Here is a 15,037-nt window from a genome sequence, read left to right on the forward strand (position 1 = left end):
TTTTCAAAGGACAATCTCGGCTTGTCAGCCTCGTTGTCGGCACCGTGTTTCAGCGGCGACTTAAATAAGATACCACGCTGACAAACAGAATGCAAGCCCAAATTTTGGACAAGTCCAAAATAATTAAAAAGGCGCCATATCGGCGCCTTTTTACGTACAAATCTATTCTCCCTGACGCTGCTCGCGCATATGAGGGAACAACAACACGTCGCGGATAGACGGAGCGTTGGTAAGCAGCATAACCAGACGGTCAATCCCGATGCCAAGTCCGCCTGTCGGCGGCATACCGTATTCAAGCGCACGAATGAAGTCATCGTCCATTTCATGGGCCTCGTCGTTGCCGTGTTCACGCTCAAGCAGCTGCGCTTCGAAACGCTGGCGCTGGTCGATCGGATCGTTCAGCTCCGTGAAGGCGTTAGCGTGTTCACGGGCTACGATAAAGAGTTCGAAGCGGTCCGTGAAACGCGGATCTTCCGGATTCTTCTTCGCAAGCGGCGAAATCTCAAGCGGATGCCCATAGATAAACGTAGGCTGAATAAGCGTTTCTTCCACAAACGTTTCGAAGAATTGGTTCACGATATGGCCAAAAGTCATATGAGGCTCGACCGGAACCTTGTGTTCTTTTGCCAGACGCTGAGCTTCTTCATTGCTCATGTGTACGCTGAAGTCAACGCCAACCACTTCTTTAATCGCATCTACCATGGAGATCCGTTTCCAAGAAGGCGCAAGGTTTACTTCATGTCCTTGGTACTGAACCGTAGTCGTTCCCAATACTTCCTGTGCGATATGAGCGACCATATTCTCCGTGAGCGCCATAATATCTTTGTAATCCGCATAAGCCTCATACAGCTCAATCATGGTGAATTCGGGGTTATGACGGGTGGAAATCCCTTCGTTACGGTAAACGCGCCCGATTTCGTACACTTTCTCCAAGCCGCCTACAATCAGACGTTTCAGGTGCAGCTCAATAGCAATACGCATGTAAAGCTGCATATCAAGCGCATTGTGATGCGTTATAAAAGGCCGTGCCGCCGCGCCCCCGGCAATAGCGTGCAGAGTCGGGGTTTCCACTTCCAGATAGCCGAGGCCATCCAAATAGCGGCGCATGGATTGAATGATTTTTGAACGCAGAATAAAGGTCTCCTTTACTTCCTGGTTCATGATTAGATCGACGTAGCGCTGGCGGTAACGGGTTTCGACATCCTTGAGGCCGTGATATTTCTCGGGCAGAGGAAGCAGCGATTTAGTCAGCACTTCCAGCTCTGTTACCTTAACGGAGGTTTCGCCGGTCTTCGTTTTGAAAACGGTACCTTTCACACCCACCATATCACCGATATCCAGCAGATCAAAAGCGCTGTACTTCGTATCGCCAAGAGCGTCCTGACGAACGTATATTTGAATTTTGCCCGTAATGTCCTGAAGATGGGCGAAGCTTGCTTTCCCCATAGCACGCTTCTGCATGATACGTCCGGCAATGCTGACTTCAACGGTCTGCTGCTCCAGCTCTTCTTTAAGCGTTTCTTCATAGGCATCCAAAATTTGTTTGGCCGTGTGCGTCCGCACATATTTGTCGCCGAACGGATCTACACCCAGACCGCGCAGCTCGTCCAGTTTGTCCCGGCGAATTTGTAACAATTCGTTTAATTCGAGTTCCTGACTCATGCTTTCAACTCCTATATGTTATAGCTCCGGATTGCGAAGCTTTTAGCATGCCCTTCCCGCTCCCGATGATGCTCCCAAGAGGAGAAAAGCAGCGCTTATTATGCGGGCTGCCCGTAATTATACGGTCTATTTTACGCGAAAAAAGCTTCCAAAGGAAGCTTTTCCTGCATTCCCCGCTTCGGATGCTCATCCAATAGCGCGGTTTTATTTTTTGATGTCCATGATTTCGTATTGGATAACGCCGGCTGGAACCGTCACATCGACTTTAGCACCCTTCTGCTTGCCAAGGATCGCTTTGCCGACAGGACTTTCGTTGGAAATTTTGTTCAGGAAAGGATCGGACTCGGCTGTACCGACAATCGTATACTCGACCAGATCGCCGAATTCGAGATCTTTGAGCGTTACGATAGAGCCCACGCTGACGGTATTGATGTCAACTTCGTCCAGATTGACGATACGGGCGTTACGAAGCATTTTCTCCAGGGTAATGACGCGGCCTTCAATAAAAGCCTGCTCGTTCTTCGCATCCTCGTACTCGGAGTTCTCACTGATATCCCCGTAGCCGATGGCTACTTTAATCCGTTCGGCCACCTCGCGGCGTTTAACCGATTTCAAATGTTCGAGTTCTTCCTCAAGTTTCTTGAGGCCTTCCTGGGTAAGGAGCACTTCTTTTTCACTCATACAAACCTATCTCCCGTCGTGTAAATTCAAGGAAATGCTATACGAATTCACTCATTTATTCAAAAAACTTAACGTAAAGATGCAACTTATTGCCTGATTATAGGGCAACCAATTACAATTGTCAATGTAACCCAGCGCCCCCTTTACTTAGTGCAAAGCAGGCTGTTCTTCCTGATTATCGGACATATTGTCGAAAGAACTCGCATAATCGTCGAGGATGCGGACCATGCCGTCTCGGGTCGTCTGTTCCATTATGGCGTCCTTCAGGCGGGCGGCGCCTTTCATGCCTTTGAGATACCACGCCATATGCTTGCGCATTTCCTTAATGGCCACGTTCTCGCCTTTGAGCTTGATCAGACGGTCCATATGAAGGATCGCGATCCGCATTTTTTCTTCGGCTTCCGGCTCTGGAGGCAGTTCGCCCTTGGTCAGATACTGTACAGTGCGATACAGCATCCAAGGGTTGCCCAGCGCGCCGCGGCCGATCATGACGCCGTCTACACCGGTTTCATCGATCATCCGCTTGGCGTCTTCCGGCGTAACGACATCCCCGTTCCCGATAACCGGAATGGAGACGGCCTGCTTGACGTCGCGGATGATGTTCCAGTCCGCTTTGCCGGTATAGAGCTGTTCACGCGTACGGCCATGCACGCTGACGGCGGAACCGCCGCCGCGCTCGACCGCCTGGGCGTTCTCGATTGCGTAAATATGCTCGGAGTCCCAGCCGATCCGCATTTTGACCGTAACGGGTTTACTCACGGAGCCCACTACCGTCCGAACCATTTCTTCGATTCTCGACGGGTCGAGCAGCCAGCGCGCCCCCGCATCGCATTTCGTGATTTTAGGTACGGGGCAGCCCATGTTGATATCAATAATATCGGCGTTCGTATTGGCGTCGACATATTTAGCGGCTTGCACGAGCGTCTCCGTGTCACCGCCGAAAATTTGCAGGCTAAGGGGCTTCTCGCGTTCATCCACGTAGAGCATCTCCATCGTGCGGGAGTTGCCGTGCACAATCGCTTTGTCGCTGACCATCTCAGCGCAGACCAGGCCGCATCCGAATTCTCTGGCGATCAGACGGAAAGCGGGGTTGCATACGCCTGCCATCGGTGCCAGTACAACGTTATTCGGGGCGACGACGTCGCCTATTTTTAACATGTGTTCTCCTCCTATTTGCCGGAGGGCGGAAGAAGCTCCTCCGGTTCAATGCCCAGGGCATTGGATATTTTCTGAATCATCCGGGTGTCCGGTTTACGTGTTCCCCGTTCGATGGAACCGAGAACGGCTATTGAAACGCCGAGCAGTTCGGCGAGTTGGTTCTGGGTGTATCCTTTCAGCTTGCGGAATGCCCGGATTCGCTGGGCCACTGCATTTTTTTCCACAACATAACGCCTTCCTTTCCATCCAGTTTAGCCAACTGTTTCTCTATGGATGCAAACGATGTGTTCGGTATATGTGAAAAAAGATCTGCCAAGGGGACTAACACAAACGCTCGCTCCTGCATACGGGGATGCGGGACAATCAAATCCGGCGTGCGGATCTCCCGCTCCCCGTAAAGCAGCAAATCCAAGTCAATCGTTCGGGGACCGAAGCGAATGTCTCGGACTCTGCCCAGCACTTGCTCGATGTTCTGCATGACTGCAAGCAGCCCTTCCGGAGAAAGGCTCGTATGAACGGCTGCGGCCATGTTTAAAAAGGCATCCTGGTCCACATACCCGACCGGATCCGTCTCGTAAATGGCCGAACAGGCCAGCACTTGAACATGCGGGTGTTCGTCCAGTTTCTTAAGCGCTTCGGCCAAATACCGCTCCCGGTCTCCGATGTTGGAACCAAGCGCGATATAGGCGGTCGTGATGTCGGCAGGGCTCATGATTGCGCCCGCTTCCGGCTTATCTCAACGGTCACGCCTGCAAAATGAATATCGAAAGGCGGATGTGGTTTGATTACCCGCACCGTCACTTCTTCGATACTAGTATAAGTTTCAAGAAGGGAGGATGCAACCTGCTCCGCCAGAGCCTCGATCAATTTAAAGGTTCTTTTCTCCACGACCTCTTTAATAACGGCATAAGCCTCCGCGTAGTTGATGGAATCTTCTATGTTATCGGTACGGCCGGGTTTGTCCAGCGGCATGTGCAGCTCGACATCCACATAAAAACGCTGTCCCAATTTATTCTCTTCGGCAAAAACGCCGTGATATCCGTAAAACTCCATACGTGTCAGTATAAGTTTGTCCATTACACATCTTCCTCCTCAAGCCTCAAAATTAGAATAAGCGCAAAACTTCCGGTCCGTAATCCAGAAGACTACCCGGGCAAACTCAGGTTCTACATACTCCCGGGTCCGCGAACGATTGCGTCCGTCATGACGGCTACCCGCTTCATTGCCCGCACATCGTGTACACGGATGATATCGCAGCCCTGCGCAATTCCGAGCGCCGTTGTAGCCGCCGTTCCTTCAATGACGTCATCGGGCGGCAGTCCGAGCGTCGTGCGGATCATGCTTTTGCGGGAAGTGCCAAGCAGGACGGGATACCCCAGCTCCGCAATAGCCTCCAGCCGGTTCATCAGCCACAAATTCTGCTCGTAGCTTTTGGCGAATCCGATACCGGGGTCGAGGATGATATTCGTCTTCTTCACTCCCGCGCTCAAAGCGAGATCAATGCTCTCCCGGAGATCCTGCAGGACTTCCGGCAGAAAATCCGTATATACGGCCTCCGGGCGATTATGCATGAGAATAACCGGACAGCCGGCTTGAGCCGCCACGCCAGCCATGTCCGGGTCCGCTTTGAATCCCCATACATCGTTGATGATATGGGCACCCGCTTCGATCGCCTGCCTCGCGACCTCCGCTTTGTAAGTATCCACCGAAATCGGAACCCGAACGTGCCGGACCAGTTCCCGGATAACAGGTACGACTCGTTCCAACTCCTCCCGGAGTGAAACAGGCGCGTGTCCCGGACGGGTCGACTCTCCGCCGATGTCGATCATATCGGCTCCTTCTTCCACCATGCTCAGCGCGTGTTTTACCGCATGCTCCACGGTAGTATAAGAGCCTCCGTCGGAGAAAGAATCCGGCGTGACGTTCAGAATTCCCATAATGAGAGTCCGGCGTCCGAGTTCAAAGCTTGTCTCTCCTGCTGCAAACGTTCGAATCATTCCAAAAGTCACTTCCTAAGGCTAAAGTAATCTCGTGCATTCCCGATACAACTGAGCCAGGCGGATCGTAACAGGTCCGGCCGTTCCTCCTGAGACGGTTATCGAATCGCCCCGCTCATCAAACAGTTCATTTATAGACACAATTTCCTGAACCGAATTCGTCACAAAAATTTCGTCTGCCTCACACAGCTCGCTCCAGGGAAATAATCCCTCGCTGATTTCCAAGCCTTCCTCTTTTGCAAGCTTAAGGACAAAAGCGCGTGTAATACCGGGAAGAATGCCCGTTGTCAAAGAAGGAGTGAAGCAGACGGAGCCTTTGATCCAGAAAATATTGCTGACGATTCCTTCCGCTACATATCCCCCGTTATCCGTAAGAAAAAGTCCTTCCGCCCCATGCGCCCACGGATAATTCATCAGTTCTCTTTTGGCAAGGATATTGTTCATGTAATGGAACGACTTATGCCTGCGTCCGCTTTCGGGCGTATTTCTCCGCAGATTCAGCAGCTGAAGGGGCCGTGAGGCAGGCTGATCCGCGCTCCGCTGCGGAAGGCTTTTGACGTAAATAATCTCGCTGGGATTCTCATAAAAAGCGCCGCCCGGCAAACCGAGCATGTCCACCCCGGCCGAAACGGCATACCGGAAGTAGGCATCCTCCAGTCCGTTAGCCTGAAGAAGCTCCTCCACCCTGGCCCTCATTCCGGTCTCGTCCGTATGAAACGGAATGCCCAGCTCCGCACAGCCCTCGCGGATTCGTTCCATATGCTCCTTAAGTAAAAAAGGGTGTCCGTTGTACGTGCGAAACGTCTCGAACAGCCCCATGCCATATAAAAATCCGTGGTCGTAAACGGAGACGACCGCTTCTTTTTCTTCTATCAGATTTCCGTTCATCCAAATCTTCATTTCAAGCCCCGGTTCCCGCCGTTACGGTACGCCCCAGGAAATTGCGGAGCAAAGTCAGGCCGTGATCCGTAATGATAGACTCCGGATGGAACTGCACACCCTCGATCGGGTACTCTTTATGACGGAGTCCCATAATCTCTCCTTCATCCGAAGTAGCGCTGATTTCCAGACAATCCGGCAGCGTTTCTTTGCGGACGATCAGAGAGTGGTAGCGCGTTGCCGTATAGGGAGAAGGAATCCCTTCGAAAATCGTTTTGCCGTCATGATAAATCGGCGAGGTTTTTCCGTGCATCAATTTGCCTGCCCGGACAACGTCTCCGCCGAACGCCTGACCGATGGCCTGGTGGCCGAGACAGACGCCGAGAATGGGGATGCGGCCTTTGAAATGTCGAATCACATCAAGGCTGATGCCGGCTTCATTCGGTGTGCAAGGACCGGGAGAAATCAGAATATGGTCCGGAGAAAGCTCCTCAATACCGGACAGATCAATGGCATCGTTGCGTTTCACGACGATGTCCTGTCCCAATTCACCCAGATATTGAACCAGATTGTACGTAAACGAATCGTAATTATCAATGACAAGAATCATGCTTGTCTTCCTCCTCTACTCTTCTACAGGACCTCTGTCCCTGCTCGGCTCATACTGTGCTCGCTAAACTGAATCGCTTTCCATAACGCTCTCGCTTTGTTCAGGGCCTCTTCGTATTCACGGTCCGGCACGGAATCGATCACGATTCCCGCACCCGCCTGAATATAACCGCTGCCTCCGGCCGCTACGAGCGTTCGTATAAGTATATTAAATTCCATATTGCCGTTGTAGTCAATCCATCCCATCGATCCTGTATAAGGGCCGCGCCGGACCGGCTCCAATTCTTCAATGATCTCCATCGTCCGGATTTTCGGCGCCCCGGTTATCGTTCCTCCCGGGAATGCGGCCGCGATGACGTCGAACGCGTCCAGGCCCTCCCGCAGCTCGCCGGTTACCTCCGAGACGAGGTGCATCACGTGAGAGTACCGCTCGATCACGAAAAACTCGTCGACCTTGACGGAGCCGTACCGGGCGATCCGTCCAAGGTCGTTGCGTTCCAGATCCACGAGCATCACGTGCTCCGCACGTTCCTTCTCGTTGGAGAGAAGCTCGTCCGCAAGCCGGGCGTCCTCTTCCGGCGTGCGGCCTCTGGGACGCGTACCCGCGATAGGCCGGGTACGCAGGTGCCTTCCCTCGAGCTGGACCAGCAGCTCGGGCGATCCCGACACAAGCGCGAAGCCGGGGAACCTCATCAGCCCCATGTAGGGCGACGGGTTCACAATGCGCAGCGCTTCGTAGATCTGTTCGGGCGATGTTTGGAGCGGTCTGCTCTGGCGGACCGACAAATTCACCTGGAAAACATCCCCCTGCCCGATGTAAGCCTGAATCCGCTCAACGGCGCGGATGAAAGATTCCCGCGGAAAGGCCCGGCTGGCGCCTTCCGCCGCTTCCGCTTCCAGCGTGGTGTCTTCGCCGGCGCTCACAAGCGCCTGCCACTCCGCTTCGCGCTGGAGCCGCCGGGCGCCGGCCTCGGCGTCCCCGGCCAGCCTGTGCCAGAGCCGGAGCATGCTCTCCGAGCGCTGAACGGCGGCCTGGTAGAGCCGGGAGAGGTCGGAGACGGAAGGCTCCGCTGGCAGCGGGGTATGCACGGCCGCGTAAAGCCGGCCTTCCTCGCGGTCGAAGACCCAGACCTCGTCGTAGCGGGCGAAGCTGTACTCCGGCAGCGGAAGGTCGTCTTCCGCCAGCTCCGGAAGCTGCTCCATGCTCCGCACGACATCGTAGCTCCAGAATCCTACGCAGCCGCCTGTGAATTTGGGGGCCCCCGCTACATCCGGGGAGCGCCAAGGAGCCATCCACCGCTTGACGGTTTCCAGCGGAGCTCCTTGCATAGGAACGGAATGCCAGCCGTTCGGGACGGTTCCGTCCCGTTCCGCGGCTTCCGCCGATGCCGCACTGCCGGATATGGCCGCAACCGGGTGCAGTCCCAGGAACGTGTACCGGCCTCCTCTTCCGCTCTCCAGTACGAATGCGTGTGGGCCCGCCGCTCTCCATGCATGTTCCCAGGTGCTGATTTCTTGCGTCCACGGGATACTTGTTATATAAGGAACGGAAGTATAGGCGCCTGCTTCCGCCCATTTCGTCCAGTCAGCCAAAGTAGTTAACGTTATTGTTGTCGCAGACATGCAGCCAGCTCCTCATTCTGCTCTATACTCATGCGGTAAGGTAAATAGGTTAGTTAATCGAAACGGCAAGAATTGTGTTTATTTGACAAACTCCGTAAGCATCACGCCGCGACTTTCCTGCTAGAAAACCGAGGTTTGCGCCGGATTTGTCCCTTAGTATACTTGAATTGGCTCAAAATAAAAAGCCTCCAGCACGATCTGCTGAAGACTTTCGGAGCGTTCCGTTTCTTATCCGATTCTATTCGTCGAATTGGTAAAGCGGAGTGCTCAAGTAACGCTCACCGTTGCTCGGAATGACGGCAATAACACGTTTGCCGGGCCCGAGTTCTTTGGCAACTTTAAGGGCAGCGAAGATCGCCGCACCGGAAGAAATACCGCCCAGTATCCCTTCTTGACGGGCAACGTTGCGCGACGTTTCGAAAGCATCCTCGTTGTCTACCGGGATGATCTGATCGTAAATTTCCGTGTTCAAAATGTCCGGCACAAACCCGGCGCCGATCCCCTGGATCTTATGCGGGCCCGGCTTGCCTCCCGACAGAACCGGCGAAGCGCTTGGCTCTACCGCTACGATTTTGATGCCCGGGAAGTTCTCGCGCAGCACCTCGCCCGTACCGGTGATCGTTCCGCCAGTTCCGATACCGGCGATAAAAGCATCCAGCTTGCCGTCGTGGCCTTTGATGGCTTCGACAATTTCAGGACCTGTCGTTTCACGGTGAATTTTAACGTTGGCCTGGTTTTTAAACTGCTGAGGAATAAAATAGCCCGGGTTCTCCGCTTGAAGCTCTTCCGCTTTGCGGATAGCGCCCTTCATGCCCTCGGCTCCAGGTGTAAGAACAAGCTCGGCACCGTAAGCGCGCAGCAAATTGCGGCGTTCCATACTCATCGTTTCCGGCATAACCAGAATGGCACGGTATCCTTTCGCCGCCGCTACCATGGCCAGACCGATTCCCGTGTTGCCGCTAGTCGGCTCTACGATCGTGTCGCCCGGCTTCAGCTTGCCTTCCTGTTCAGCGGTTTCGATCATGCTGATGGCAATCCGGTCTTTTACACTTGCACCGGGGTTCTGGAACTCGAGTTTTACGTAAATTTCCGCGCTATCTTCCGGAACGACCCGGTTTAATTTTACAAGCGGAGTATTCCCGATTAACTGTGTAATGCTTTCCACCAATTTAGCCATTCGTGTCACCCTCCCAGGTTTGGAAAAAAAGGATTTATATCCGAGTTATTAGGTTGGTATTATAATCCTATATTATCAGTGCCTAAGACCCTTGTCAACACCTTACAATTTCCCTAAGAATTCGGGTTTAATCCCGGGTCGGCAATGGTCGCTTTCCATTTTTGGCGCAGGGACAGCAAATAGTCGTTAAGAGGAGGCGCTTCCTGCAGGGCAAGCTGCTTCCGCACACTCTCCCGGATAGCCGCTTCGTCGGGACCGGTATTCATTCTTTTCTCCGTGATTAAAATAAGGGCATAACCCCCCGCGGTCTTGACGGGTGCGCTCAATTGACCGACCCCTAATTTACGGGCCGCCTTCATGATTTCCGCCGGCTGGAACGGGTCGTCCTCCTCCATCCAGCCCAGATCTCCCCCCTGGCTCCCGGAATCGTCCAGAGAACGATCCCTTGCCAGAGTTGCGAAGCTCTCCCCGCCCCGGTAGGCGGCCGTCGCCTTTTTAGCCTGATCCAGAGTGGACACGACCATTTTGTGAAGATGAATTTGAGAGGTCTGCTTGAACTCTTCCGGATGCCCCTGTATGTATTTCGTAATTCGGTCGTCTGCTATCTCAACGTCATGCGTCGCAAGCTTTTCGAGCAAAAGTTTATAGAGCACGTCTTCTCTGACATCCTCTTTGTTCATTCCGAGCTGTTCTTTCATCGAGTCGTAAAAGTTTTGTTCGCTTTCGTACCCTTGCTGCATCCGCTTCAGCTCGCGGCTGATTTCCGCTTCGCCGATGTCCGCTCCCTGTTCCTTGGCTTCCAGCCGGAGTGTCTCGCGGTCCAGCATTTGATTGAGCATTTCGGCACCATAGTGTTTGGTCAACATTTCCGTCAATTCGCCTTGTGTAAATTCACGACCCGTGATCCGGGCCACAACGTGACCGTCGGCAGGAGTATCCCCGGAACGTCCGCCTGCCGCCGGCTTCTTCCCTAATCCCGTATCCGACAAATAGAGCGACAAGAGAACAATGACTCCTATCGACAAAGCGAGGATAGCTCCCCACAACACTTTTACATTGTGCATGCTCTCTCCCTCGATTTGTTACTTGTTGATGGAATCCAACATAGTTTGCAGCTCTTCACGTTCAAACTGGTAAGCCTCGTTGCAGAAATGGCAGACGACTTCCGCACGTCCGTCCTCATCGATTAAGGATTGCAGTTCATCCCGGCCCAGGCTGATAATGGTCTGCTCCACTCTTTCACGGGAACATTTGCATTGGAAAGATACGGCCGACCGTTCCATAATCTCTACAGACGGCAGAACCTCTTTCAGTACCTCTTCAAGCGACAAACCGCGATCCAGCAAGGTTGTAATCGGCGGGATCTGTGCCAGCGTCTTTTCGATTTCAGTGATTTCATCGTCCGTCAGGCCCGGCAGAAGCTGAATAATGAACCCCCCCGAGACTTTAACCGTCCGGTCAACATCCACAAGCACACCAAGGGCTACAGCCGAAGGCGTCTGTTCGGATTTGGCGAAATAGTAGGTAAAGTCTTCGGCCAGTTCACCGGAAACGATCGGGATGCTGCCGCGGTAATTTTCTTTAAGCCCGAGATCTTTCGTTACATATAAAAAACCGTCCGTTCCGACCGCGCCCGCCACATCCAGTTTACCCTTGGCGTTCAATGGCAGATCTACATTCGGATCGTCCACATATCCGCGCACCTCGCCCTTGGAATTCGCGTCAACGACGATAGAACCGATAGGTCCGCCGCCCTTAACCTGCAGGGTCAACTTCTCTTCGCCCTTCAGCATAGCGCCCATCATAAGACCGGCTGCAGCTGTTCTTCCCAGGGCGGCCGTGGCTGTCGGCGTTGTCTGGTGCCGTTGACGGAGTTCTTCCGTAATGGAGGTCGTCAGGACGGCAAACGCCCGGACTCTTCCTTCCAGCGCGGTTCCCCGGATTAAATAATCACTCATCACGTTACCCCGTTTCTTGTAAGCTATTCCTGCTTCGCATTTTTGGTATAAATGATGCGCAGGCCCTCCAGCGTCAGCATCGGATCGACGACATCGATCGTACGAGATTCGCTTGCGATCAGTTCGGCATGTCCTCCGGTCGCGATCACCTTAGGGGCGATGCCGAATTCCTGTTTGACCCGGTCCACGATTCCGTCTACCTGGCCGACGTAGCCGAAAATGATTCCGGCCTGCATGGACGATATCGTGTTGCGTCCGATAACGCTCTTTGGCTTGATCAGTTCGATACGCGGCAGTTTGGCCGCCCGCTGATACAGAGCCTCTGTTGAAATTCCAATGCCGGGTGCAATCGCGCAGCCGATAAGCTGCCCGGCCTTGTCTATATAATCGTACGTGGTCGCCGTGCCGAAATCAACAATGATGCACGGAGAGCCATACAGCTCGAGCGTAGCCACGGCATTGACGATCCGGTCCGCCCCCACTTCCTTCGGATTATCGACCCGGATGTTGAGTCCCGTTTTGATGCCGGGACCGACAATAAGCGGCGTTCTCTTCACATATTTTAAACAAAGGTGTTCCAGCGCAAACATCAGAGGCGGTACGACGGATGAAATAATGACCCCTTCGATCTGCTGGATTTCAATGCCGGCATATTGAAAGAGGTTATGGAACATCATCCCGTATTCGTCTACGGTCGCCGAGCGATTCGTGCCGAGCCGCCAGTGATGAAGCAGTTCGGTGCCCTGGTAAATGCCCAGGACTATGTTCGTATTGCCAACGTCTACGACTAAAATCACAACGAAACTCCTTTCTGCTCGTTAAGATCCAGACTGATATCAAGCGCAGTCACGGAGTAGGTCAGTCTTCCGACAGAAATCACATGTACCCCTGTTTCCGCCAGCGACTTGATCGTTTCCAGCGTAACGGAACCGGAACCCTCCACCAGCACATGCGGAGCCTGGCTTTTAACGATGGAAACGGCTTTGGCCATGTCGACCGCTTTCATGTTGTCCAGCATAATAATATCCGCGCCAACCGCAATGGCTTCGTCCAACTGTTCGAAGTTCTCCACTTCCACTTCAATTTTCATCGTATGAGGGATTCTCGAACGAGCGGCACGGACTGCCGCCGTAATGCTGCCTGCGCCTTTGATGTGATTATCTTTGATCATGACGGCATCGTACAGGCCGTAGCGGTGATTGAACCCGCCGCCGACCCGTACGGCATATTTCTCAAGCATCCGGTGCCCGGGTGTCGTTTTCCGTGTATCGACGAGCCGGGTAGGAAGACCCTCCAGCGCGTTCACATATTGGCGCGTACGCGTGGCGATACCGGACATCCGTTGAAGAAGATTGAGAGCAAGCCGTTCTCCCTTCAGGATGCTCCGAGTGTTTCCTGTGACGATGGCTATTACCGTCCCTTTGGAAACAAACTCCCCTTCTTTTACCTGCGGAGAAAATACCAGGTTCTCGTCCACTTCCGCGAATACTTCCTGCGCTACGCGCAGCCCCGCCACAATTCCGGATTCTTTCAGATGAATAATCCCTTTGCTCTGCTGATCCGCGGGAATGGTGTACATCGTGGTCACATCGCCCGTTCCGATATCTTCGTCGAGCCACAACTTGATGTTCTGCCGTATTTGTTTAAAGTTTAATTCCATCATTAAGTATCCACTCCTCCGTCAGACCACATTCACGGTTTAATACGGTATGTTTAAGCCACTGCTCGTCTCTGCGCTGCGGAAAATCTTCACGGTAATGCCCGCCGCGGCTTTCTTCACGGCGCAGCGCGGCTTCGGCTGTCAACAGCGCGCAGGTCAGCAAATTAGCAAATTCGTAATCTTCCCTGCGGGTAAGGCATGAGTCGAAGGACGGCAGATGCCGTTTAAGTTCATCGAGTCCCCGTTGAAGCCCCGCCGCATCTCGGCGGACTCCCGCATAACGAACCATAACCTTCTGCAGCTTCAATTTTTTCTCTACCATTGCCTGTTTCGGCAGCTCCGTACGGGCGGAGGTTCCCTCCCCTGTCTGGGGCACCCGGTCCGGAAACGGAGCGAGTGACCGGATACGATCTACAATCCGGCGTCCGAATACAATCGCTTCGGATAACGAATTGCTCGCAAGCCGGTTGGCGCCGTGTACACCCGTTGAGGACACTTCCCCGCAGGCGAACAGCCTTTTAATGTTGGTTTCCCCATGCAAGTCGGTCTTTACCCCTCCCATCATATAATGAGCGGCAGGAGCGACGGGAATCCAGTCGCTTGTCAAGTCCAGACCGAATGACAAACAAGTTTCATAGATGGTAGGGAATCGGTGCCGGATCATCTGTTCCGGCTCATGGGTTATGTCCAGGTAGATGAAACTGGAACCCGTTTCCTCGATTTCGCTGACGATCGCGCGGGCTACTACATCCCGGGGAGCAAGCTCGAGCTGCGGATGATATTTCTCCATAAACCGCTCCCCTTTGATGTTGCGCAAATAAGCGCCCTCACCTCGGACCGCCTCCGAAATTAGAAAACGCGGCGCTCCCGGGTAAACAAGCACGGTCGGATGAAACTGGATAAACTCCATATCACGTATATCCGCTCCGGCACGGTAAGCGATCGCCACCCCGTCTCCGGTCGCAACGTCCGGATTAGTCGTATAGCGGAACAACTGACCCGCACCGCCTGTACAAAGCACGGTCGCGTTGCCTTGGACATATACTCGCTGTCCATCAGGCTTTTGAACCAAGGCACCGCAGCATTCCCCATCAACCGTAATCAGATCAATCACAATATGATCATCCCATATTTCAATGGACGGGTTATTCTTGGTATTTTCGGAAAGCGCCCTCACAATCTCAGCGCCGGTCGCATCCCCATTCGCATGGAGAATTCTTCGCTGGCTGTGAGCGCCTTCTTTGGTCAAGGCGATTTCCCCGTTTTCCAAATCAAACTGCGTCCCCATCCGGATCAGGTCCTGTACGCCTTCCGGTCCTTCATGAACCAGTACGTCGACAGCATCTCGCGAACACAAGCCCGCGCCGGCGACAAGCGTATCCTGCAGATGATACTCAGGCGAATCTTCATCGGAAATTACCGCGGCAATTCCACCTTGGGCATACCGGGTGTTGCTGTCCAGAAGCGATTTCTTCGTAATCAACAGCACACGCTGAGAAGCGCTGGCCTGCAGGGCCGTGAATAAACCGGCAATTCCTGCGCCGATAATAATTACATCGGTTTTATAGTGCGGAATGGCGGTCAAATCCGTATCCGTTAAGTATCTAGGTATCATGGCGGTTCACCCGTGCCT

General features: G+C 53.5%; 16 protein-coding genes. All 16 read right to left on the bottom strand.

Annotation, left to right across the window (positions count from 1 at the left end; genetic code table 11):
- Positions 1-162: 162 nt before the first annotated feature.
- The 16 genes from lysS to nadB all read right to left on the bottom strand — a co-directional run bounded on the left by lysS (position 163) and on the right by nadB (position 15,019).
- On the bottom strand, positions 163-1,662 hold the full coding sequence (gene lysS / locus KVT34_RS27045) for a lysine--tRNA ligase (RefSeq protein ID WP_217562882.1): 1,500 nt from the start codon (positions 1,660-1,662) through the stop codon (positions 163-165).
- A 204-nt stretch (positions 1,663-1,866) separates the two neighbouring features.
- Positions 1,867-2,343: a transcription elongation factor GreA gene (gene greA, locus KVT34_RS27050; protein WP_042235239.1), complete on the bottom strand. Its 477-nt coding sequence runs from the start codon at positions 2,341-2,343 to the stop codon at positions 1,867-1,869.
- Between the two features lie 147 nt (positions 2,344-2,490).
- A complete protein-coding gene (dusB, locus tag KVT34_RS27055; RefSeq protein WP_217562883.1) occupies positions 2,491-3,501 on the bottom strand; it encodes a tRNA dihydrouridine synthase DusB in 1,011 nt (336 codons plus the stop codon).
- Between the two features lie 11 nt (positions 3,502-3,512).
- A complete protein-coding gene (locus KVT34_RS27060; protein ID WP_009671865.1) occupies positions 3,513-3,725 on the bottom strand; it encodes a helix-turn-helix domain-containing protein in 213 nt (70 codons plus the stop codon).
- The gene (folK, locus tag KVT34_RS27065) at positions 3,677-4,213 is read right to left on the bottom strand and encodes a 2-amino-4-hydroxy-6-hydroxymethyldihydropteridine diphosphokinase (protein WP_217562884.1); all 537 of its coding nucleotides are present in this window, start codon (positions 4,211-4,213) and stop codon (positions 3,677-3,679) included. The genes KVT34_RS27060 and folK overlap by 49 nt, the downstream gene beginning before the upstream one ends.
- Positions 4,210-4,578, bottom strand: coding sequence for a dihydroneopterin aldolase (gene folB / locus KVT34_RS27070; RefSeq protein ID WP_009671857.1), 369 nt, complete (start codon positions 4,576-4,578; stop codon positions 4,210-4,212). Before folB ends, folK begins: the two co-directional genes overlap by 4 nt.
- Positions 4,579-4,667: 89 nt before the next feature.
- Complete coding sequence (gene folP / locus KVT34_RS27075) at positions 4,668-5,498, bottom strand: dihydropteroate synthase (protein WP_217562885.1); 831 nt, start codon at positions 5,496-5,498, stop codon at positions 4,668-4,670.
- Positions 5,499-5,519: 21 nt separating this feature from the next.
- Positions 5,520-6,398, bottom strand: a complete 879-nt coding sequence (pabC, locus tag KVT34_RS27080) for an aminodeoxychorismate lyase (protein ID WP_217562886.1) — start codon at positions 6,396-6,398, stop codon at positions 5,520-5,522.
- Position 6,399: 1 nt separating this feature from the next.
- Entirely contained in the window at positions 6,400-6,987 is a 588-nt protein-coding gene (gene pabA, locus KVT34_RS27085) for an aminodeoxychorismate/anthranilate synthase component II (protein WP_217562887.1), read from the bottom strand.
- A gap of 23 nt (positions 6,988-7,010) precedes the next feature.
- Positions 7,011-8,609 carry an anthranilate synthase component I family protein gene (locus tag KVT34_RS27090; protein WP_217562888.1) on the bottom strand — a complete coding sequence of 533 codons (1,599 nt, stop codon included), beginning with the start codon at positions 8,607-8,609 and terminating at the stop codon, positions 7,011-7,013.
- A gap of 238 nt (positions 8,610-8,847) precedes the next feature.
- Entirely contained in the window at positions 8,848-9,786 is a 939-nt protein-coding gene (cysK, locus tag KVT34_RS27095) for a cysteine synthase A (RefSeq protein WP_217562889.1), read from the bottom strand.
- A gap of 113 nt (positions 9,787-9,899) precedes the next feature.
- Entirely contained in the window at positions 9,900-10,850 is a 951-nt protein-coding gene (locus tag KVT34_RS27100) for a peptidylprolyl isomerase (protein WP_217562890.1), read from the bottom strand.
- Between the two features lie 18 nt (positions 10,851-10,868).
- On the bottom strand, positions 10,869-11,744 hold the full coding sequence (gene hslO / locus KVT34_RS27105; RefSeq protein WP_217562891.1) for an Hsp33 family molecular chaperone HslO: 876 nt from the start codon (positions 11,742-11,744) through the stop codon (positions 10,869-10,871).
- Positions 11,745-11,767: 23 nt separating this feature from the next.
- Positions 11,768-12,541 carry a type III pantothenate kinase gene (locus tag KVT34_RS27110; protein ID WP_217562892.1) on the bottom strand — a complete coding sequence of 258 codons (774 nt, stop codon included), beginning with the start codon at positions 12,539-12,541 and terminating at the stop codon, positions 11,768-11,770.
- A complete protein-coding gene (gene nadC / locus KVT34_RS27115; protein WP_217562893.1) occupies positions 12,538-13,407 on the bottom strand; it encodes a carboxylating nicotinate-nucleotide diphosphorylase in 870 nt (289 codons plus the stop codon). Before nadC ends, KVT34_RS27110 begins: the two co-directional genes overlap by 4 nt.
- Entirely contained in the window at positions 13,388-15,019 is a 1,632-nt protein-coding gene (nadB, locus tag KVT34_RS27120) for an L-aspartate oxidase (RefSeq protein WP_217562894.1), read from the bottom strand. The genes nadC and nadB overlap by 20 nt, the downstream gene beginning before the upstream one ends.
- Positions 15,020-15,037: the final 18 nt, after the last annotated feature.

Source organism: Paenibacillus sp. GbtcB18, from assembly GCF_019091125.1.
Classification (GTDB): domain Bacteria; phylum Bacillota; class Bacilli; order Paenibacillales; family NBRC-103111; genus Paenibacillus_F; species Paenibacillus_F chitinolyticus.